This window comes from Caulobacter sp. D5, from assembly GCF_003185805.1.
GTDB lineage: Bacteria > Pseudomonadota > Alphaproteobacteria > Caulobacterales > Caulobacteraceae > Caulobacter.
On record NZ_QHJY01000211.1, the window covers coordinates 1 to 19,151 of the forward strand.

General features: G+C 69.3%; 19 protein-coding genes, 1 pseudogene and 1 riboswitch. Of the genes and pseudogenes, 12 read left to right on the plus strand and 8 right to left on the minus strand.

Features of this window, described 5'->3' with window-relative positions:
• Positions 1–65 precede the first annotated feature (65 nt).
• The 4 genes from DMC18_RS14625 to DMC18_RS14640 form a co-directional block, all read right to left on the minus strand.
• Positions 66–1,286 (minus strand): CCA tRNA nucleotidyltransferase, encoded by a 1,221-nt coding sequence (locus DMC18_RS14625; RefSeq protein WP_110120036.1) that lies wholly within the window; start codon positions 1,284–1,286, stop codon positions 66–68.
• Positions 1,287–1,390: 104 nt separating this feature from the next.
• Entirely contained in the window at positions 1,391–2,089 is a 699-nt protein-coding gene (locus DMC18_RS14630) for a CoA pyrophosphatase (RefSeq protein WP_110120025.1), read from the minus strand.
• On the minus strand, positions 2,086–2,676 hold the full coding sequence (locus DMC18_RS14635) for a DUF1285 domain-containing protein (protein ID WP_110120037.1): 591 nt from the start codon (positions 2,674–2,676) through the stop codon (positions 2,086–2,088). Before DMC18_RS14635 ends, DMC18_RS14630 begins: the two co-directional genes overlap by 4 nt.
• A gap of 47 nt (positions 2,677–2,723) precedes the next feature.
• Positions 2,724–3,245: a GNAT family N-acetyltransferase gene (locus DMC18_RS14640; protein ID WP_110120026.1), complete on the minus strand. Its 522-nt coding sequence runs from the start codon at positions 3,243–3,245 to the stop codon at positions 2,724–2,726.
• A gap of 261 nt (positions 3,246–3,506) precedes the next feature.
• On the opposite strand from DMC18_RS14640, the gene DMC18_RS14645 reads away from it, so the two are divergent.
• A complete protein-coding gene (locus DMC18_RS14645) occupies positions 3,507–4,775 on the plus strand; it encodes an MFS transporter (RefSeq protein ID WP_110120027.1) in 1,269 nt (422 codons plus the stop codon).
• Between the two features lie 4 nt (positions 4,776–4,779).
• On the opposite strand, the gene DMC18_RS14650 is transcribed toward DMC18_RS14645, so the two are convergent.
• Positions 4,780–5,259, minus strand: a complete 480-nt coding sequence (locus tag DMC18_RS14650; protein ID WP_110120028.1) for a GNAT family N-acetyltransferase — start codon at positions 5,257–5,259, stop codon at positions 4,780–4,782.
• Between DMC18_RS14650 and DMC18_RS14655 the strand changes: the two genes are divergently transcribed.
• On the plus strand, positions 5,258–5,584 hold the full coding sequence (locus DMC18_RS14655) for a TfoX/Sxy family protein (protein ID WP_110120029.1): 327 nt from the start codon (positions 5,258–5,260) through the stop codon (positions 5,582–5,584). The genes DMC18_RS14650 and DMC18_RS14655 overlap by 2 nt on opposite strands.
• A gap of 169 nt (positions 5,585–5,753) precedes the next feature.
• Here the strand turns inward: DMC18_RS14655 and DMC18_RS14660 are convergent, their stop codons facing one another.
• Complete coding sequence (locus DMC18_RS14660; protein ID WP_110120030.1) at positions 5,754–6,611, minus strand: NAD(P)-dependent oxidoreductase; 858 nt, start codon at positions 6,609–6,611, stop codon at positions 5,754–5,756.
• Between the two features lie 332 nt (positions 6,612–6,943).
• Here DMC18_RS14660 and DMC18_RS14665 point away from each other — a divergent pair.
• Positions 6,944–7,771 (plus strand): annotated as a pseudogene (locus DMC18_RS14665) (DUF2855 family protein); the annotation flags it as partial.
• A gap of 66 nt (positions 7,772–7,837) precedes the next feature.
• On the opposite strand, the gene DMC18_RS14670 reads toward DMC18_RS14665, so the two are convergent.
• The gene (locus DMC18_RS14670) at positions 7,838–10,309 is read right to left on the minus strand and encodes a TonB-dependent receptor (RefSeq protein ID WP_110133041.1); all 2,472 of its coding nucleotides are present in this window, start codon (positions 10,307–10,309) and stop codon (positions 7,838–7,840) included.
• A 216-nt stretch (positions 10,310–10,525) separates the two neighbouring features.
• Entirely contained in the window at positions 10,526–11,110 is a 585-nt protein-coding gene (locus DMC18_RS14675) for a dihydrofolate reductase family protein (RefSeq protein WP_110120032.1), read from the minus strand.
• A gap of 185 nt (positions 11,111–11,295) precedes the next feature.
• On the opposite strand from DMC18_RS14675, the gene DMC18_RS14680 reads away from it, so the two are divergent.
• From DMC18_RS14680 to DMC18_RS14720, 9 genes are all read left to right on the plus strand, one after another.
• Positions 11,296–12,378, plus strand: coding sequence for a site-specific DNA-methyltransferase (locus DMC18_RS14680; RefSeq protein WP_110120033.1), 1,083 nt, complete (start codon positions 11,296–11,298; stop codon positions 12,376–12,378).
• Positions 12,379–12,389: 11 nt separating this feature from the next.
• A complete protein-coding gene (locus tag DMC18_RS14685) occupies positions 12,390–12,776 on the plus strand; it encodes a hypothetical protein (protein WP_110120034.1) in 387 nt (128 codons plus the stop codon).
• Positions 12,777–12,780: 4 nt separating this feature from the next.
• On the plus strand, positions 12,781–13,167 hold the full coding sequence (locus DMC18_RS14690) for a hypothetical protein (RefSeq protein WP_146218083.1): 387 nt from the start codon (positions 12,781–12,783) through the stop codon (positions 13,165–13,167).
• 103 nt (positions 13,168–13,270) lie between these two features.
• Positions 13,271–13,361, plus strand: a riboswitch (glycine riboswitch).
• Between the two features lie 154 nt (positions 13,362–13,515).
• The gene (gcvT, locus tag DMC18_RS14695) at positions 13,516–14,628 is read left to right on the plus strand and encodes a glycine cleavage system aminomethyltransferase GcvT (RefSeq protein WP_110133042.1); all 1,113 of its coding nucleotides are present in this window, start codon (positions 13,516–13,518) and stop codon (positions 14,626–14,628) included.
• 15 nt (positions 14,629–14,643) lie between these two features.
• Positions 14,644–15,009 (plus strand): glycine cleavage system protein GcvH, encoded by a 366-nt coding sequence (gcvH, locus tag DMC18_RS14700; RefSeq protein WP_110120038.1) that lies wholly within the window; start codon positions 14,644–14,646, stop codon positions 15,007–15,009.
• Positions 15,010–15,189: 180 nt separating this feature from the next.
• Complete coding sequence (gene gcvPA, locus DMC18_RS14705; protein ID WP_110133043.1) at positions 15,190–16,533, plus strand: aminomethyl-transferring glycine dehydrogenase subunit GcvPA; 1,344 nt, start codon at positions 15,190–15,192, stop codon at positions 16,531–16,533.
• Positions 16,530–18,101, plus strand: coding sequence for an aminomethyl-transferring glycine dehydrogenase subunit GcvPB (gene gcvPB / locus DMC18_RS14710; RefSeq protein WP_110120040.1), 1,572 nt, complete (start codon positions 16,530–16,532; stop codon positions 18,099–18,101). The genes gcvPA and gcvPB overlap by 4 nt, the downstream gene beginning before the upstream one ends.
• A 132-nt stretch (positions 18,102–18,233) precedes the next feature.
• Positions 18,234–18,656: a hypothetical protein gene (locus tag DMC18_RS14715; RefSeq protein WP_110120041.1), complete on the plus strand. Its 423-nt coding sequence runs from the start codon at positions 18,234–18,236 to the stop codon at positions 18,654–18,656.
• On the plus strand, positions 18,653–19,090 hold the full coding sequence (locus DMC18_RS14720; RefSeq protein WP_233245254.1) for a hypothetical protein: 438 nt from the start codon (positions 18,653–18,655) through the stop codon (positions 19,088–19,090). Before DMC18_RS14715 ends, DMC18_RS14720 begins: the two co-directional genes overlap by 4 nt.
• Positions 19,091–19,151 lie beyond the last annotated feature (61 nt).

Consider the following 19,151-nt stretch of genomic DNA (forward strand, 5'->3'; position numbering starts at 1 on the left):
GTCTGAGAGACCCCTCATCCGTCGGCTTGCGCCGACACCTTCTCCCGCAAGGGGAGAAGGACGTCCTAAACCGCCATGCCCTGGACCACCGCCTTCAGGCGCTCGATCACCGACAGCTTGTCCTCGATGAAGTCCTGGTCGATCCACCAGATCTCGACCTCGCGCATCACCTCGCCGACCAGCGCCCCCTTGGGCACGCCGGCGCGCATCACTTCCTCGCCGGTCAGCGGGAAGGACGGCTGGTCCCAGGTCTCGGCCAGGGCCAGCAGGGCGCGCCACTGCGGGGTGGTGGCCAGACGGGTCGAGGCGGCCCAGGCCAGCTTCACCCGGTCGGTGAAGGTGCGCAGGCCAAGGGCGTAGACGGCGCGGCGGGCCTCGCGCGGGCTCATCCACGAGACGATCCGCGGCGAGGTGCCGACGGCCTCGGCCAGCCGCTCCTTCAGGGCGTTGGACAGCCGCAGACGCTCGGCCAGCTCGCGGGCCAGGGCCACGTCGTCGGGGATCAGGGCGGCCAGGCGCAGCTCGACGTCGTTCTCGAACAACTGCTCGGTCTCGATGGCCACCAGGCCGTCCAGGCGCGCCAGCGATTTGACGAACGGCAGGATCGCCGCCAGCACGCCGGTCGCCGCCATCAGCCGCAGAGCCGGACGCGGATCGTCAGCCGCCAGCAGCTTGAGGATTTCCTTCTGGGTCCGCTCGGCGGCGCGGCCCGAGACCAGGCCCTTCAGCGCCTTGCAGGCGGCCAGGGCCTTCTGGTCGGGCTCGCCCTTGCCGTACCAGGCCTGGAAGCGGAAGAAGCGCAGGATGCGCAGATAGTCCTCGCGGATGCGGGTCATCGGCTCGCCGACGAACACCACCTTGCCGTCCTTGGCGTCCTGCACCCCGTGGCCGGTCGGGTCGTAGAGCCGGCCCTCGCCGTCGACATAGAGAGCGTTGAAACGGAAGTCCCGGCGCTGGGCGTCTTCTTCCCAGGCATGGGTGAAGGCCACCACCGCCCGGCGGCCGTCGGTCGACACGTCGCGGCGCAGGGTGGTGATCTCGAACGGGATCTTCTTGGCCACCGCCGTCACCGTGCCGTGGTCGACGCCGGTGGGAATGGCCTTCAGGCCCGCCTCGCCCAGGGCCTCGATCACCTGGTCGGGCGTCAGGGTGGTGGCGATGTCGATGTCGTCGACCGGCTTGCCCATCAGGGTGTTGCGCACGCAGCCGCCCACGAAGCGGGCGCAACCCGGCCGGCCCTTGGCCTCGAGCGCGGCGATCACCGCCTTGGTCTCGGGCCATTCCATCCACGGCGCCTTGCCGATGGTCTGGGTCTGCACGCGAAGTCCCCCTTTACGCAACGGCAGGCCGCCTCCCGTTGGCGCGGGTGGGACGTCCTGCTTTCAAACGACTATTTCAGGGAATGGCTCGACCCGCCAAGAGGGGAAACACCGTCGTCCCCAACTGTCGGGACATCAGGGTGCAACCGTTCGTACAGCGCCCGCAACATCCCGGCCGTCGCGCCCCATATGAACCGCTCGTTCCACGGCATGGCGTAGAAGTAGCGCGGCCCCGTGGGCGTATCGCGATGCTGGCGCTGGTGGTTGGCCGGATTCATCAGGAAGTCGAACGGCGTCTCGAAGACGTCGGCCACCTCGTCGGGATTGGCGGTCAGCGTGCAGTCCGGATCGACGAAGCCGACCACCGGCGTCACATAGAACCCCGTCACCGTGGCGTAGCCGTGCAGCAGCCCGGCCACCTCGACGAAGCGCGGATCCAGCCCCACCTCCTCGTCGGCCTCGCGCAGGGCCGTGCCCCAGGGGGTCTCGCCCGGGTCGCAGCGCCCGCCGGGAAAGGCGATCTGGCCAGTGTGGCTGCGCAGCGCGTCCGAGCGGCGGGTGAGGATGACGTTCAGCGTGTCGCCGCGCTCGACCAGGCCGATCAGCACCGCGGCCGGCCGCAGGGCGTGCGGATTGTCCATCTTCAGGCCCGGATTGAGGTCGTAGTCCGAGCGCCAGACGTTCTCCACACTCGGATCATAGGCCTCGATCGGGTCCAGGCGCTCGCGGATCCAGGCCCGCCGCGCCGCCACGTCCGCATGCGGGATCATGCCGGCTCGGCCTCCCCTGGCCCGATCGGAAACCAGGCGCCGTTGGACGCGACACCCAGGCGCGGACCGTCCGGCGTGTCGCCCTCGGCCGCCATCTCGACCAGCTCGTAGAACACCGGGCGGGCGATCAGCGCCTCCAGCCCCCGGCGCACGTGCAGATAGGGCCGGGGCTCGCCGGTGGCCGGATCCTCCTCGACGCGGATGGCGTTCTCCGGCCCTGCCTCGACCTCGTCGCCGACATTGGTCAGGAAGCGCAGGGCCTCGCCCACGCGATCGACGCGCACGGCGATGAACGGCGCGTCCTCGACCACGATCTTCATCTTCTCGACCGGGGTGACCAGGTGGAAGCCGTCGGGGTCGCGCCGCAGGATGGTCGAGAACAGCCGCACCAGGGCTTCGCGGCCGATCGGCGAGCCCTCGTGGAACCAGACCCCGTCCTTGCGGATGCGGATGTCGATGTCGCCGCAGTGAGCGGGGTTCCACAGGTGCACCGGCGGCAGGCCGCGCTTTTCCCCCTCGCCGCCTTGCGCGGCCTTGGCGGCGTCGGCGACGCCTTGAAGTCCGGTGCGGGCTGTGTCGGAGGGCATGGCCCTCAGGTAGGCCATGCGCGCTCCGGGCTCAAGCGATGCTGGCCCTAAGCGACCGCGACGCGGCCTTCGAAGCCTTCGTCGCCGCCGGAAACCAGGGCCTTCAGCAGCACCCGGCGCTGGTCGGCCGGACCAGGCATCACGACCTTGGCGGCCGGCGCGGCCGAAAAGCCGATGCGGGCGAAATAGGGCGCGTCGCCGACCAGCAGCACGGCCTTCCAGCCGGCCTTGGCGGCGGCGGCGCAGGCGGTCTCGACCAGGGCCTGGCCCAGGCCGGCGCTGCGCTGGGTCGCATCGACCGCCAGCGGGCCAAGGAACGCGACCGGCTTGCCGCCGATGGTCACCGGCCACAGGCGCACGCTGCCGATCACCTGGTCGCCGCGCAGGGCCACGAACGAGCAGTCGTCCAGCTTGCGATTGCCCTCGCGCAGCCGCTCGGACGACTTGGCGAACCGGCCCGGCCCGAAGGCGCGATCGACCAGCGCCTCGACGGCGGCGGCGTGGCGCGGGGCCTCGACCTCGATGGCGGGGGCGTCTTGAGGAAGAACGGCGGCAGAAGAAGCAGTCATGGTGCGGCGATGATCCGGGTACGTGCAGGGGGCTTTATCCCCGGCGCGTGACGCGGCCGCGACGGCCGCCTTTCCGGGGCGTTCAGGCGCGGACCGAAGTCGGCGCGGCGCAGGTTCGTCGCAGGCGTCGCATGAGCGGCGCTCCCCGTGGCAGAGGCGGGCGGCATAGGGCCGTATGACCCCGACGTCAACGAAATCGACGGCCTTATGAGACAAACGCGATTGCGACGCTTCGCCTCAAGGGGCAGGGTCCGCGCCGAAATGTCAGACCCCGCCTCCCCCGCGTCGCCGCCCGAACCCGACACCTCGACCCGCGCCCTGCTGCGCGAGCGGGACTATCTCTGCTTCTGGGGGGCGCGCTTCGTCGGCACGCTGGGGGTGCAGATCCAGGCCGTGGCCCTGGGCTGGCAGGTCTACGCTATCGCCCGCCAGACCATGTCGGTCGGCGAGTCGGCCTTCATGGTCAGCATGATCGGCCTGGCGCAGTTCGTGCCGCTGTTCCTGCTGACCCTGCTGGCCGGCGAGACGGCCGACCGCCGCACCCGCAAGCACATCGCGATGATCACCCTGGGGATCGACATCGTCAGTGTGCTGATCCTGTTCTTCCTGGCGATCAAGGGCATCCACGCTCTGTGGCCCATCTTCGTCGTCGCCGTGTTCTTCGGGGCCAGCCGCGCCTTCATGGCCCCGGCGACCGGCGCCATGGGACCGATGCTGGTGCCCCGGCCGCTCTTGCCCCGGGCGATCGCCTGGAACGCCCTGGCCTGGCAGGCCGGCTCGATCGTCGGCCCGGCGTTGGGCGGCCTGCTGCTGGTGCATTCGGCGGGCCTGGCCTTCGGCGGCGCAGCGGCTTTGTATGTCGTCGGCCTGCTGCTGCTGTCGGCCATCCGCCGGCCGACCAAGCCCGAGGCCCAGCCCGGCTCGCGCCTGGAGCTGATCAAGGAAGGGCTGGCCTATGTCTGGAACAACAAGATCGTCTTCGGCTCGATTTCGCTGGACCTGTTCGCGGTGATCCTCGGCGGGGCCACGGCCCTGCTGCCGGTCTTCGCCCGCGACGTGCTGCACATCGGCCCCGGCGGCTTTGGCCTGCTGCGCGCCTCGCCGGCCATCGGCGCGACCCTGGTCGGCCTCTACCTGGCCAGCCAACCGATCCGCCGCCACGCCGGCCGGATCATGTTCGCCGGGGTGTTCGTGTTCGGCGCGGCCACCGTGGTCTTCGGCCTGTCCAAGCTGGTCTGGCTGTCGGTGGCGTCGCTGGCGGTGCTGGGCGGCGCCGACATGCTGTCGGTCTATGTCCGCCAGACCCTGGTGCAGATCGTCACCCCCGACGCCATGCGCGGCCGCGTCTCGGCCGTCTCGGGCGTGTTCATCAGCGCCTCCAACGAGCTGGGCGAGGTCGAGAGCGGCGCGGTCGCCTGGCTGCTCGGCCCCGTCGGCGCGGCGGTGTTCGGCGGCCTGGGGGCCATGGTCGTCACCGGAACCTGGGCCTGGCTGTTCCCGGCCCTGCGCAAGGCCGACCGGCTGGAGTAGCGCCTCAGCTCGCCGCCAGCCGCTCCAGCGCTTCGCCGGTCATCCGCCGCACGATCCACTCGTCCATCGCCGCCGCCCCGAGGCTGTCATAGAAGGCGATCGACGGGGCGTTCCAGTCGAGCACGGCCCACTCCAGCCGCCCCAGGTTCTCGGCCACGCAGCGACGCGCCAGGTTGGCCAACAGCGCCTTGCCCGCGCCCGACCCCCGCGCGGCCGGCCGCACGAACAGGTCCTCCAGATAGATTCCGTGGCGGCCGACGAAGGTCGAGAAGTTGTAGAACCACAAAGCAAAACCCACCGGCTCGCCGTCAATCTCGGCGATGTCGCAGAAGGCCTTGGGATGCTCGCAAAACAGCGCCGCCTCGATGTGGGCTTGCGTAGCCTCCACCGCGTGCAGCAGCTTCTCGTACTCCGCCAGGTCGCGGACGAACGACAGGATCAGGGCGGCGTCGGCGGGCGCGGCGGGACGGATGGTGACGGGCATGGCGGTTTCGGATGACTTCCTGGAGTTCGTGCTGGAGCAGCTGGCCCCGCTGGGACAGCTGAAGCCCAAGCGGATGTTCGGCGGAGTCGGGCTCTACGCGAACGGCCTGTTCTTCGCGATCCTCGACGACGACACCCTCTACCTCAAGGGCGACGAGACCTTGAAGCCCCAGTTCGAAGCCGCCGGCAGCCTCGCCTTCGATCCCTTCGGCGAAGGCAAGCCCATGGCCTACTGGAGCGCTCCGGCCGAGGCCATGGACGACCCGGACCTGCTGGTGGAGTGGGCCCATAGAGCGCTGGCGGTGGCGGCGCGGAAGCGCAAGTAGCACCTCTCTCAAGGAGAGGGGGAGGGGTTACAGGGCGCCCCCGCCCGCCCCCTCTTCCGTAAAATCCCCGCGAAAGCGGGGACCCAGGCTTTTTCTGAAACCCACGGCGCTCGACGATAAAACACCTCGGTCCCCGCTTTCGCGGGGATTTTACGGGTGGTGGAACGGTTCAGCCGATCACCACCCCCGGCGGCGGGACGATGTCCTCCGGCACGAAGAAGTCCGGCATCAGGGTGGCGGTGGGATCCACGCGGTACTGGTCGAAGTCGCGCACGCCCTCGCCGTAGAGGAACGTGTCGTCGATCAGGAACTGGCCGGTGAGCTCGCGCGACGGCTTTTCGAAGATCGCGTGGGCGGCGTCGGCCATGATCTCCGGGGTGCGGCAGTGGCGCAAGCCCTCTTCGCCGGTCAGGGCGAACTGGATGGCGGCGGTGGCGATGCCGGTGCGCGGCCACAGGGCGTTGAAGGCGATCCCGTCACTCTTGAACTCTTCGGCCATGCCCAGCACGCACATCGACATGCCGAACTTGGCCATGGTGTAGGCCACGTGGCCGCCGAACCACCGCGGGCTCATGTCGAGCGGCGGCGACAGCATCAGCACGTGCGGATTGGCCGACTTTTTCAGATGCGGGATGCAGGCCTTCGACGTCAGGAAGGTGCCGCGCGTATTGACCTGGTGCATCAGGTCGTAGCGCTTCATGTCGGTCGACAGCGTGCCGGTCAGCGAGATGGCCGAGGCGTTGTTCACGAGAATGTCGATGCCGCCGAACCGCTCGACGGCCTGGTCGACCGCCGACTGCACGCTGGCCTCGTCGCGCACGTCGACCACCAGCGGCAGGGCCGCACCGCCGGCCGCGGCGATCTCGTCTGCGGCGGTGTAGATGGTGCCGGGCAGCTTGGGGTGCGGATCGGCGGTCTTGGCGGCGACGACGATATTGGCCCCGTCGCGCGCGGCCCGCAGCGCGATGGCCAGGCCGATGCCGCGGCTGGCGCCGGTGATGAACAGGGTCTTGCCCGAAAGACTCATGGTCGTTTCTCCCTTTTGCCGGCGACCATGCGCCGTTGACGCAGCGGGCGGCAAGAATTCAAACAATCGTTTGACTTGCGTTCGAGCCTGCCGCCTACTCCCGGCGACGAACGGGAGGCTCGCCATGGCCTGGGATTTTCTGGTCGCCAAGTCCGACCTGCGCCGCACCGAATTCCGCGAGGTAGAGCCGCCGCCGCTCGAGGACGGCCAGGCAAGACTGGCGATCGAGAGCTTCGCCCTGACCGCCAACAACATCACCTACGCCGTGTTCGGACTTCTTCCCCGCGCCGGACGGTTTCGGGCGCGTACCGGTCTGGGGCCACGCCCGGGTCGAGGCCTCGGCGCATCCGGACATCGCCGTCGGCCAGCGGTTCTACGGCTACTGGCCGATGTCGACGCACCTGACGGTGCAGGCCAAGCCGGGACGCACCGGCTTCACCGACGTCTCGCCCCACCGCGCCCACCTGGCGGCGGTCTACAACCAGTATCAGGCCGTGGGCGAAGACGACGGGCTGGAGGCGCACAAGGCGCTGCTGCAGCCCCTGTTCATCACCTCGTTCCTGATCGAGGACTTTCTCGACGAGAGCGCCCTGTTCGGCGGCAAATCGGTGATCCTCTCCAGCGCCTCGGCCAAGACCGCGATCGGCCTGGCCCACCTGCTCGAGCGCCGGGGCGCCGCCAAGGTCGTCGGCCTGACCTCGCCGCGCAACGTCGCCTTCGTCGAAGCCTTGGGCGTCTACGACCAGGTCGTGACCTATGCCGACCTGCCGACCGCGCCGATCGAGCGCCCGGCGGTATTCGTCGACTTCGCCGGCGACGCGGCCGTGCTGCGCAGCGTGCACGAGACCTTCGGCGAGGATCTGGCCTTCTCCCTGCTGGTCGGCGGCACGCACTGGGAGACGGAACGCGGCGGCGGATCCCTGCCCGGCCCCAAGCCGGTGTTCTTCTTCGCCCCCGACCGCATCGCCAAGCGCCGCGGGGACTGGGCGCCCGGCGAGTTCGAGACCCGCTATGGCGCGGCCTGGGGCCCCTTCGTCGCCGGCGCCCCACGCTGGCTGACGGTCGAGCACGGCGAGGGCCGCGAGGCTATCGCCCAGGCCTTCCTGGCCCAGGTGGACGGTGGAACCTCGCCCAGCGTCGGGGTGGTGCTGACGCCCTGAGGCCCAAAGAAAAAGCCCGGCGGGGTTCCCGCCGGGCCTCTCTGTCCGCAGTCGTTGGCTTGAAGGCTAGAAGTCCGCCGACAGGGTCACGAAGCCCATCCGCGGGGCCTGGGCGTAGGCGGTGTAGCCGCCCGAGTTGCTGGTCACGTTGGCCGTCGAGACGCCCTTCTTGTCGAAGAGGTTGGTGATGTTGGCCGAGACCCGCAGGCCCTTGACCAGGCCGTCGGCCGGCATGTCGAAGGTGTAGCCGGCCTGAAGGTCGACCAGCATCATCGACTTGACCGACAGGTCGTTGAGATAGGTCACGTAGCGCTTGCCGACATAGTCGCCGCTGATCTGGGCGTCGAACCGGCCCTGGTTGAAGCGCAGCACGGTCTTGTTCATCCACTTGGGCGTCAGCGGCACGGTCTTGCCGCCGGTCGCCACGGTGACGGGCGTGGAGACGCCGCCCACGGTGGTGGTGCCGCTCTGATAGTCGGAGTCGTACTTGGACTCGTTGTACGACAGGGCGTTGTACAGCTGGACGTGCTCGCCGAACTTCAGCGTGCCGGCCACGTCCAGACCCTTGGTGGTGACGCCGCCGACATTGGCCAGGATGGCCGGGCCCGGGTTGATGAAGCTGTAGGGCGCGATGTTCAGCAGGCGATTGCTGAACTTGACGTCATAGGCGCTGATCTGGCCCTCGACGCCGGTGATCGGACCCAAGGCCACGTCGTGACGGGTGCGCAGGCCGATCTCGTAGGTCCAGGACGTTTCGGGCTTCACCGTCTGCTTGAACAGGTCGAAGGCCGCCTGGGTGCCCAGGCTCCACGGCGAGGCGCCGTAGAAGTTGCTGCCCGCGCCGTAGGGGATGAACTGGCGCATGTTCTGCTGGACGTTGACGAACACCTGCTCGCTGTCGGTGGCCTCCCACAGCAGGCCGGCCTGCGGCAGGAACCACTTGTTCGACTTGATGCTGCCGGTCGGATAGTGGACCGGCACCGCCACGGTCGGCAGGTTCTGCTGGTTGATCGGGAACTTGCCGGTGGCGTCCTGCAGGCTCGACTTGAAGCCCGCCTGCAGCAGCAGCTTCGGCGTCACGCGCCACTGGTCCTGCAGGTGCAGCTGGATGTCGTTGACGTAGAACTCGGCGGCGTACTGGGTCAGCACCTTCTTGCCGCGCGGCACGTCGTAGGGCGACAGGTCGTTGTTGGCGGCGGTCATCGGATACCAGGCGCGCTGCTGGGCCGATTCATTGTGCTCGAACCAGACGCCGCCCTTGATCTGGTGGTCGCCCAGGGTCCACTCGGCCGTCGAGGTCAGGCCCGAACGGTTGATGCGGTACTCGGTGGTGCGCACCGCGTTCCCGAAACCGCCGAACAGGGCGACGATGTTGGCCAGGGTCGCGGCGCTGGTCGAAGAGCCGACCACCAGGCTCGGATAATAGGTGGCGAACAGCGCCGGCAGGCCGGCGGTGTTGATCGGGCCGGCCACGATCCCGCGACCGTAGTTGTAGTGATAGTAGGCCTGGTTGGTCCAGGTGAAGTCGTCCGTCGGCTTCCAGGCGTACTTGACGTAGCTGAGGATGTCCTCGCGCTGGGCGGCGCTGAAGCAGGTGGAGAAGTTGTTGCCCTGGGCCGTCGGCGGAGTGCCTGCGCCGCCCGTCAGGTTGCTCGAGCAGGCCGCCAGGTTCGGATAGAGGAACGGGCGGGTATAGGGCGTGTAGCTGGCCGCCGCCGTGGTCTGCTGGTTGCCGAAGGCAGTGGCGTCCTCGTTCGGCTCAACCTTCATCTGCCAGTCGGCGTAGAAGGTCAGCACGCCGTGCTCGGCCTCGCGATCGACCTTCAGGTTCACCTGGTGGCCGCGCTGGTGGCCGTCGAAGTCCCAGGCCTTGGCGTCCTGGCGCAGGTACGAGATGTAGCCCTTGAAGCCGCCGGCGATCTCGCCCGTGTCCAGGCGCAGGAAGGTGCGGCTGGTCTCGTTGCTGCCGACGGTCTGGCGGACGTTGAAGCCGCGCTCGGCCGACGGATCGCGGCTGAAGGTCTCGATGGCGCCGCCCAGATTGCTGGTCGAGGCCACGCCCAGCGAGCCGGCGCCCGACGACAGGGTCACGCGGGAGACGTTCTCGCTGGTGACGGCCCGCGACACCGACAGGCCGTTGTAGTTGCCGTACTGCTGGTCGCCCAGCGGCACGCCGTCGAGGGTGAAGCCCAGTTGCTGGGTCGAGAAGCCGTGGACGAACAGCGACAGGTTCTGCTCGTTGTTGCCCCACGGATCGGCGGTCCGGTAGACGACGCCGGGCAGGAACTGGATGGCCTTCAGCGGGCTGGCGCCGGGGAGGACGCGCTGGATCTGCTGGGCCTGCATGGCCACGGCCGAGCGGGTCTCGCTCTGGCTGGTGACGATGACCTGCTCGACGGCGGTCGAGTCAGGGTTCGCGGCGTCGGCGGCGGCCGGAACGACGGCGTCAGCCGCCTGGGCGCTCGTCGCCAGCAGGGCCACCAGGGCCGCGCCGCAGAACATCAGGGCCGACCGGCCCCTCGGCGTATTGAGCTTCATGACTATCCCCACGTGCGCTCGCGATGCGCGTCGCGCTGCGTGGCGGATATGTCGGGGGCGAGACACTGTTACGTCGGTGGCGCGAAGGTTAGGTGACGCCCGCCTGGCGGGGTTCTCGCCGGCGGCCAGGCTACGGGCCCGACGCCGAATATCGTCCGCACACGGCGCGAATGGATCCCCCCCTCTCTTCGCGAGCTCCAGGCGCCCGCCGGCCCCTCACGCCTCCGCCACGCCCTGCGGCCCCGTCGCCCGGCCCCTGCCCCGCCCCGGTCTCACCGGCGGCAGTTCGTAGTCCAGCCGCACCACGCCCATGGCCAGGGCGGCCGTCCCCCGCAGCACCAGCCCACGCGGCGCGCCGGTGCGCTCGGGAAACAGGCGCAGGCCCTCGCCCAGTAGCACCGGCGCGATCAGCAGCGACAGACGGTCCAGGGCGCCTTCCTCGGCGAAGGCGGCCAGCAGGCCCGCGCCGCCCACCACCCAGACATCGCCGTCGTCGAGCTCGCGCAGCCGCTCGATCAGCGCCGGCGCCCCCTCGCGCCAGAACTTCACCCCGCGCGGCACCGGATCGCCCCGCCGCGAAGTGACGACGAAGCCGCGCTTGCCGGCATAGGGCCAGCCCGTACCCAGGCTCGGGATCAGGTCGTAGGTGCGCCGGCCCATCACCACCGTGCCGACGTCGTCGATGAAGGCGCCGTAGCCGGGATCCACCTTGCGGAACGGCGCCAGCCACTGCACCCCGCCGTCCGCGTCGGCCACGCAACCGTCGAGGCTGGCGGCGATGAAACCGCGGATCAGCGCCATGCCCCGTCCCCCTCGTCCCGGCTCTTCGCGTGTCGGTCGAGTCCACAATACGGAACATTACGGGAACATCAAGCGTCGTTAACGGATTTCGGATTCGCGATTAACCGTCGGCTAACCATGACCGTTCATTCCCGGGTAACCACGGGACTCCATGATTCCCTTGGGTGTTTTTCAGGGAAGCGGACATGTCCTTCGGGCCGGAAACCATCATCCAGGGCGACTGCATCGAGGCGATGAACGCCCTGCCCGAGAAGTCGGTCGACCTGATCTTCGCCGATCCGCCCTACAACCTGCAGCTCGGCGGCGACCTGCTGCGCCCGGACAATTCCAAGGTCGACGCGGTCGACGACCACTGGGACCAGTTCGAGAGCTTCGCCGCCTACGACAAGTTCACCCGCGAGTGGCTGAAGGCCGCCCGCCGCGTCCTCAAGGACGACGGCGCGATCTGGGTGATCGGCAGCTACCACAACATCTTCCGCGTCGGCGTGGCCGTGCAGGATCTGGGCTTCTGGATCCTCAACGACGTCATCTGGCGCAAGACCAACCCGATGCCCAACTTCAAGGGCACCCGCTTCGCCAACGCCCACGAGACCCTGATCTGGGCCTCCAAGAGCCAGAACGCCAAGCGCTACACCTTCAATTACGACGCCCTGAAGATGGCCAATGACGAAGTGCAGATGCGCTCGGACTGGACCATCCCGCTGTGCACCGGCGAGGAGCGCATCAAGGGCGCCGACGGCGCCAAGGCCCACCCGACCCAGAAGCCCGAAGCCCTGCTCTACCGGGTGATCCTGTCGACCACCAAGCCGGGCGACGTGATCCTGGATCCGTTCTTCGGCGTCGGCACCACCGGCGCGGCCGCCAAGCGCCTGGGCCGCAAGTTCATCGGCATCGAGCGCGAGGCCGAATATGTCGGCCATGCCAAGGAGCGGATCGCCAAGGTCATCCCGATCGCGCCGCAGGACCTGGAGGTCATGGGCAGCAAGCGGTCCGAGCCGCGCGTGCCGTTCGGCGCCATCGTCGAGAACGGCCTGCTGCACCCGGGCGACACGCTGTACTGCTCCAAGGGCAACCATGCCGCCAAGGTGCGCCCGGACGGCTCGATCGCGGTCGGCGACCTGTCGGGCTCGATCCACAAGATCGGCGCCATGGTGCAGTCGGCCCCGGCCTGCAACGGCTGGACCTACTGGCACTTCAAGACCGACGCGGGCCTGGCCCCCATTGACGTCCTGCGCGCCCAGGTGCGCGCCAGCATGCCCCACGCCTGACCGGGTCCGGCGTGAAGGAAGGCCCTATCGGCGTTCGCCGCTACTGGACGATCGGCTGCCTGGCCATCGTGCTGACGGTGCTGTGCGGCCCGGCCGTTCCGGACAAGGCCGGCCCGGTCAGCCTGGTCGGCCCGCTGATCGAACTCGTCGGCTGCGCCATCCTGGTGCTGATCGCCCGCCGCCGGCTGGGCGCGAAGGCCAACCTGGCCTTCATCGGCCCCGCGGCCGGTGCGGCCATACTGTGGGCCGTCTATCTCTGGACCGCCAGCGCGAACGCCGGACCGAAGGCCGGACCGACCGCCTGGCTCGGCGTCACCCTGCTGGGCGTGGCCATGGGCGCGGTGCTGCAGTTCCTGATCGTCGGCTTCATCGGCCAGGGCGGCCGCACCAAGGCTTGAACCCGTGGACGAAGCACTGCCCGATATCCCCTTTCCGCCTTCGCTGATGGAAATGGAAGTGGTCGGCGACCGCGGCCTGCGGCTGGTCGTCGAGGCCGCGGAGGGCGAGACCTTCGAACTCAGTTGGGAGGTCACGGTTGGCGTTCTCGTGCGGGGCGACCCTTTTCCCACCGGCGGCCCCAGCACCCGGACGCTGGTCGAAGAACCACCCGACAGCCCGTTCCTGACATTCATCCGCGCCGGCAGCCATGCCGACCCCTATTACGTCGCCGCCATGCAGGGCTTTCCGCCCGATCCGCCGACCGTGCTGCGGCACTGGGCGCTTTGCACCCACGAGGCCCTGGTCGAGGTCGCCTCGCTCTATCCTCCGACCGTGCTGCGGCTGGCCTGACGCCGGGACGGCGACCCGCCTTGAAGCCGGGCGTCGTCGGGTCGTCCGACAACCTGACGTCGGCCGCGCTTGACTCCCTCCCCCGCCTCGCTCATTGACCGCCTTGACCCTCGCGGGAGAAGTCGGGATTCGCTCCCGAGGCCGAAGGCGCAACCGCCCCGGAAACGCTCAGGCAAAAGGACCGCGCGGGTTTAGGAACGCTGGAAAGTGGCAGCTTGCGAGAGCTGCCCGCCGAAGGAGCAAGGGCCTGTTTCAGGTCCGGAATCTCTCAGGTCAAAGGGACAGCGGGGGCGCTATCGCCAGGCGAAAGCCGGGCTTGCAGCGCCGTCCCCGTTTGGAGCCCTACGCGTGTCCACCGAAGACCTCAAGAAGACCCCGCTCTACGACGCGCACGTCGCCGCCGGCGCCCGCATGGTGCCGTTCGCGGGCTATTCGATGCCCGTGCAGTACAAGGACGGCGTGCTCAAGGAGCACCTCTGGACCCGCGAGCACGCGGGCCTGTTCGACGTTTCGCACATGGGCCAGGCCCGGCTGCGTGGCGAGAACCCGGCCAAGAGCTTCGAGAAGGTGGTCTCGGCCGACTACCAGGGCCTGAAGCCCGGCAAGCAGCGCTACGGCGTGCTGCTGAACGCCGACGGCGGGATCATCGATGACCTGATGACCGCCCGTCCCGACGACGATGGCCTGTTCGTCGTGGTCAACGGCGCCTGCAAGGACAACGACTACGCGATCATCGCCCGCGAGCTGGCCGGCGAAGCCACCGTCACCCGCCTGGAAGACCGCGCCCTGCTGGCCCTGCAAGGCCCCGAGGCCGCCGCCGCGCTGGCCGCCCACGTGCCGGAAGCCGCCACGATGGTGTTCATGGACGCCCGCGCCCTGACGGCGTTCGGCGTCGACGCCATCATCTCCCGCTCGGGCTACACCGGCGAATACGGCTACGAGATCTCGGTGCCGGCCGACGCCGCCGAGCGCGTCTGGAACACCCTGCTGGCCGACGAACGCGTCAAGCCGATCGGCCTGGGCGCCCGCGACAGCCTGCGCCTGGAAGCCGGCCTGCCGCTCTACGGCCACGACCTGGACGAGACCGTCTCGCCGATCGAGGCCGGCCTGAACTTCGCCGTCGGCAAGAGCCGCCGCGAAGCCGGCGACTTCCTGGGCGCGGCGCGCATCACCAAGGAACTGGCCGGCGAGCTGTCGCGCGTCCGCGTGAACCTGAAGGTGCTCGAAGGCGCCCCTGCCCGTGAGGGCGCCGAGATCGCCGACGCTGACGGAAACGTCATCGGCAAGGTCACCAGCGGCGGCTTCGGCCCAAGCTTCGGCGGCGCCATTGCGATTGGTTTCGTGCCCCCGGCCCATGCCGTGCTCGGGTCGCAGTTGAAAGTCATCGTCCGGGGCAAGCCGGCGGCCGCCGAGGTCGTCGCCTCCCCGTTCGTTCCCACCCGTTACGTCCGCAAACTCTGATCAAGGGCCAGGAAGATGCGTTTCACCAAGGACCATGAATGGGTCGCCGTCGAAGGCGACATCGCCACCGTCGGCATCACCGCCTACGCCGCCGAGCAGCTGGGCGACGTGGTGTTCGTCGAAGTTCCGGAAGTCGGCAAGACCGTGGCTCAGGGCGAAGGCCTGGCCGTCGTCGAAAGCGTCAAGGCCGCCTCCGACGTCTACGCCCCGGTGTCGGGCGAGGTGGTGGAAGCCAACGCCGAGCTGGGCGATGCGCCGGAAACCGTCAACGCCGTGCCGGAAGCCGGCGGCTGGTTCGCCAAGCTGAAGCTCAGCAACCCTGCCGAGGTCGACGCCCTGATGGACCGCGACGCCTACGAGGCGTTCCTGGCGACGCTCTGACCCAGAACCCCTCCCCCTTGATGGGGGAGGGGCAGGGGTGGGGGTGACCCCACCGCCGCCAAACTTGGAGCGTGGCGAGCGCCGAAACCGCTGACACTTTCGGCTGCCACGCTCTGAAGCCACCCCCATCCCCGGCCCTTCCCCCATCAAGGGGAAGGGAGTTCGCTGCGGAAGCTTTTCATGCGCTACCTCCCCCTGACCCCCGAAGACCGCGCCGACATGCTCGGCGTGATCGGCGCGGGCTCGATCGACGACCTCTTCGTCGACGTGCCGGCCGTCGCCCGCCGCAGCGAGCCTGTGGACCTGCCCCACCACGCCGGCGAGTTGGAAGTCGAGCGCGAGATGCTGCGCCTGTCGCGCCGCAACCGCTCGGCCGCCGAGGGGCCGTTCTTCGTCGGGGCCGGGGCCTATCGCCACCACGTGCCGGCCACGGTCGACCACATCATCCAGCGGTCGGAGTTCCTGACCAGCTACACGCCCTACCAGCCGGAAATCGCCCAGGGCACGCTGCAGGTGCTGTTCGAGTTCCAGAGCCAGGTCGCCGCCCTGACCGGCATGGAAGTGGCCAACGCCTCGCTCTATGACGGCTCCACCGCCACGGCCGAGGCCGTGATGATGGCCCAGCGCGTCACCCGCAAGACCAAGGCCGTGCTGTCGGGCGGCGTCCACCCGCACTATGTCGGCGCGGTCGAGACCCTGGCCCACGCCGCCGGCGTGACCACCCTGCGCCTGCCGGCCGCCATCGACGCCGAGGACGCGGTGATCGCCGCCATCGACCAGGATACCGCCTGCGTCGTCGTCCAGACCCCCAACGTCTTCGGCACCGCCACCGACGTCAGCAAGATCGCCGAGGCCGCCCACGCCGCCGGCGCCCTGCTGATCGTGGTCACCACCGAGGCGGTCTCCTACGGCCTGCTGAAGTCGCCGGGCGCCATGGGCGCCGACATCGCCGTGGCCGAGGGCCAGTCGATCGGCAACGGCCTGAACTTCGGCGGTCCCTATGTCGGCCTCTTCGCCTGCAAGGAAAAGTTCGTCCGCCAGGCCCCCGGCCGCCTCTGCGGCGAGACCGTGGACGCCGACGGCAAGCGCGGCTTCGTGCTGACGCTTTCGACCCGCGAGCAGCACATCCGCCGCGACAAGGCCACGAGCAACATCTGCACCAACAGCGGCCTGTGCGCCCTGGCCTTCTCGATCCACATGAGCCTGCTGGGCGAGCAGGGCCTGCGCCAGCTGGCCTCTCTGAACCACCAGAAGGCGCTGGCCACGGCCAAGGCCCTTTCGGCCATCCCGGGCGTCGAGGTCCTGACCCCGCGCTTCTTCAACGAGTTCGCCGTGCGCCTGCCCAAGGACGCCGCCGAGGTCGTCGAGACCCTGGCCGCCCACGGCGTCATCGCCGGCGTGCCCTATTCGCGCCTGGAGCCGGGCTCGGGCCTGGACGACGTGCTGCTGGTCGCCACGACCGAGACCACGCTCGACACCGACATCACCTTCTTCGCCAAGCTGCTGGCCGGAGCCGTCCAATGAGCATGAACAATGTCGGACGTCCCACCCGTCCCGAAGCCGCCAATGAAGAGACCGGCTTTACCTCCCTGTCGGGCGGCCGCGGCCTGCTGCAGGACGAGCCGCTGATCTTCGAACTGGGCGGCTGGACCAAGACCGGCGTCGACCTGCCCGACGCCGTCGCCGCCGACAGCGCCCTGGCCGGCCTGACCCGCGACGACGCCATCGGCCTGCCGGGCCTGAGCGAGCCGGAAGCGGTGCGCCACTACGTGCGCCTGAGCCAAAAGAACCACGCCATCGACCTGGCGCTCTATCCGCTGGGCTCGTGCACGATGAAGCACAACCCGCGCCTCAACGAGAAGATGGCGCGCCTGCCGGGCCTGTCGGACATCCATCCGCTGCAGCCGCAGTCGACGGTGCAGGGCGCCATCGAGCTGATGGACCGCCTGGCCCACTGGCTGAAGACCCTGACCGGCATGCCCGCCGTCGCCCTGTCGCCCAAGGCCGGCGCCCACGGCGAACTGTGCGGCCTGCTGGCGATCCGTGCAGCCCATGAAGCTAACGGACAGGGCCACCGCAAGACCGTGCTGGCCCCGACCAGCGCGCACGGCACCAACCCGGCCACGGCGGCCTTCTGCGGCTATACGGTCGTGGAAATCGCCCAGACCGACGACGGCCGCGTCGACCTCGCCGACCTGGAAGCCAAGCTCGGCGACCACGTGGCGGCGATCATGGTCACCAACCCCAACACCTGCGGCCTGTTCGAGCGCGACGTCGTCGAGATCGCCCGCCTGACCCACGCGGCCGGGGCCTACTTCTACTGCGACGGCGCCAACTTCAACGCCATCGTCGGCCGGGTGCGTCCGGGCGACCTCGGCGTCGACGCCATGCACATCAACCTGCACAAGACCTTCTCGACGCCCCACGGCGGCGGCGGTCCGGGCGCGGGTCCGGTGGTGCTGAGCGAGGCCCTGGCCCCGTTCGCGCCCACCCCGTGGGTGGTGCATGACGACGGCGGCTACAAGCTGGTCGAGGAAGCCGAGGGCGTCGCCGCCCAGGCCTTCGGCCGGATGAGCGCCTTCCACGGCCAGATGGGCATGTACGTGCGCGCCTACGCCTACATGCTCAGCCACGGCGCCGACGGCCTCAAGCAGGTGGCCGAGGACGCGGTGCTGAACGCCAACTACATCAAGGCCCGCCTCAAGGACCTGATGAGCCCGGCCTTCCCCGAAGGGCCGTGCATGCACGAGGCGCTGTTCGACGACGCCTGGCTGGAAGGCACCGGCGTCACCACGCTCGATTTCGCCAAGGCGATGATCGACGAGGGTTTCCACCCGATGACCATGTACTTCCCGCTGGTGGTGCATGGCGCGATGCTGATCGAGCCGACCGAGACCGAGTCGAAGGCCGAGCTCGACCGCTTCATCGAGGCGCTGCGTCTCCTCGCGGAATCGGCCAAGGCCGGCGAGGTCGCGCGGTTCAAGAACGCCCCGCACCTGGCCCCGCTGAAGCGCCTGGACGAGACCCTGGCGGCGCGGAAGCCGAAGTTGAAGTGGAAACCTGTTGCCCCCGCGCCACTCGCAGCGGAATAGGCGCAACACAGGCACGAAAGCGGAACGGGGCGCCTTTACGGAAGGGCGCCCCGTTTCCATATGCACCGTGTGGGAAGAGGGGGCCGGCGCTTTGTCGGAAACCGGCGGACCACATACCCCGTTCAGCCCCCCATGAACTTCGCCATCGCCATGACGCCCGTGCGCCTCTCCGCCGCCGACGAACTCGCCCGCGAGCTTCTCGGCCGGATCATTCGCGGCCTGCTGGTGGCTCTGGGCCTGGTGTTCATCGCCGCGGGCTTCCTGATCGCGCCCCTGCCCGGCCCCATGGGCGTGCCGCTGACGGTCATCGGCCTGATGCTGGTGCTGCGCAACTCGTTCAAGGCCCGCAAGCAGTTCGTGCGCTTCCAGCACGCCCACCCCAAGCTGGTCTTCCCGCTGCGCCGCCTGCTGCGTCGCGAGCCGGAGGTGGTGCTGGTGGCCTGGCAGCAGGTGTTGCGCATCGAGAAGCTGGTCGTGCCGCGCCGCTGGCGGGTGGCCAAGCGCTGGCGCAAGTCCTTCAAGCGCCGGGGCCAGGTCAACCCGCGCGGCCAGTGACCGCCCGCGACCCCAGGGTCGTCCGCCGCCTGTCGAGCCTGCGCCGCAGGCGACTGGCCTTCGTCCTTCGCGAGACCCTGGCCCGCATCGCGCGGCTGGCGCTGATCGCCCTGGGCTGCCTGATCCTGCTGGCCGGGGCGATCCTCACGCCCCTGCCCGGCCACGTCGGCCTGCCGCTGCTGGTCATCGGGCTGATGGTGGTGCTGCGCAACTCGTTCCAGGCCCGCCGCCGCTTCATCCGCTGGCAAAAGCGCCACCCCAAGCTGATCTTCCCGATCCGCCGCCTGATGCGCCGCGAACCGGAGATCCTGCTGGTGGCCTGGCAGCAGCTGCTGCGGAGCGAGAAGGTGTTCCTGCGCCGGCCGGCCTGGCGGGTGCTGAAGCGGGGGCGGAAGGCTGTGCGGAAGTGGCTGAGGAAGCGAGCGGCCGCCTAGAAACCCTCTCTCTTTGAGAGAGGGAGGGGCCCGCCGCGCAGCGGTGGGAGGGTGAGAGGTT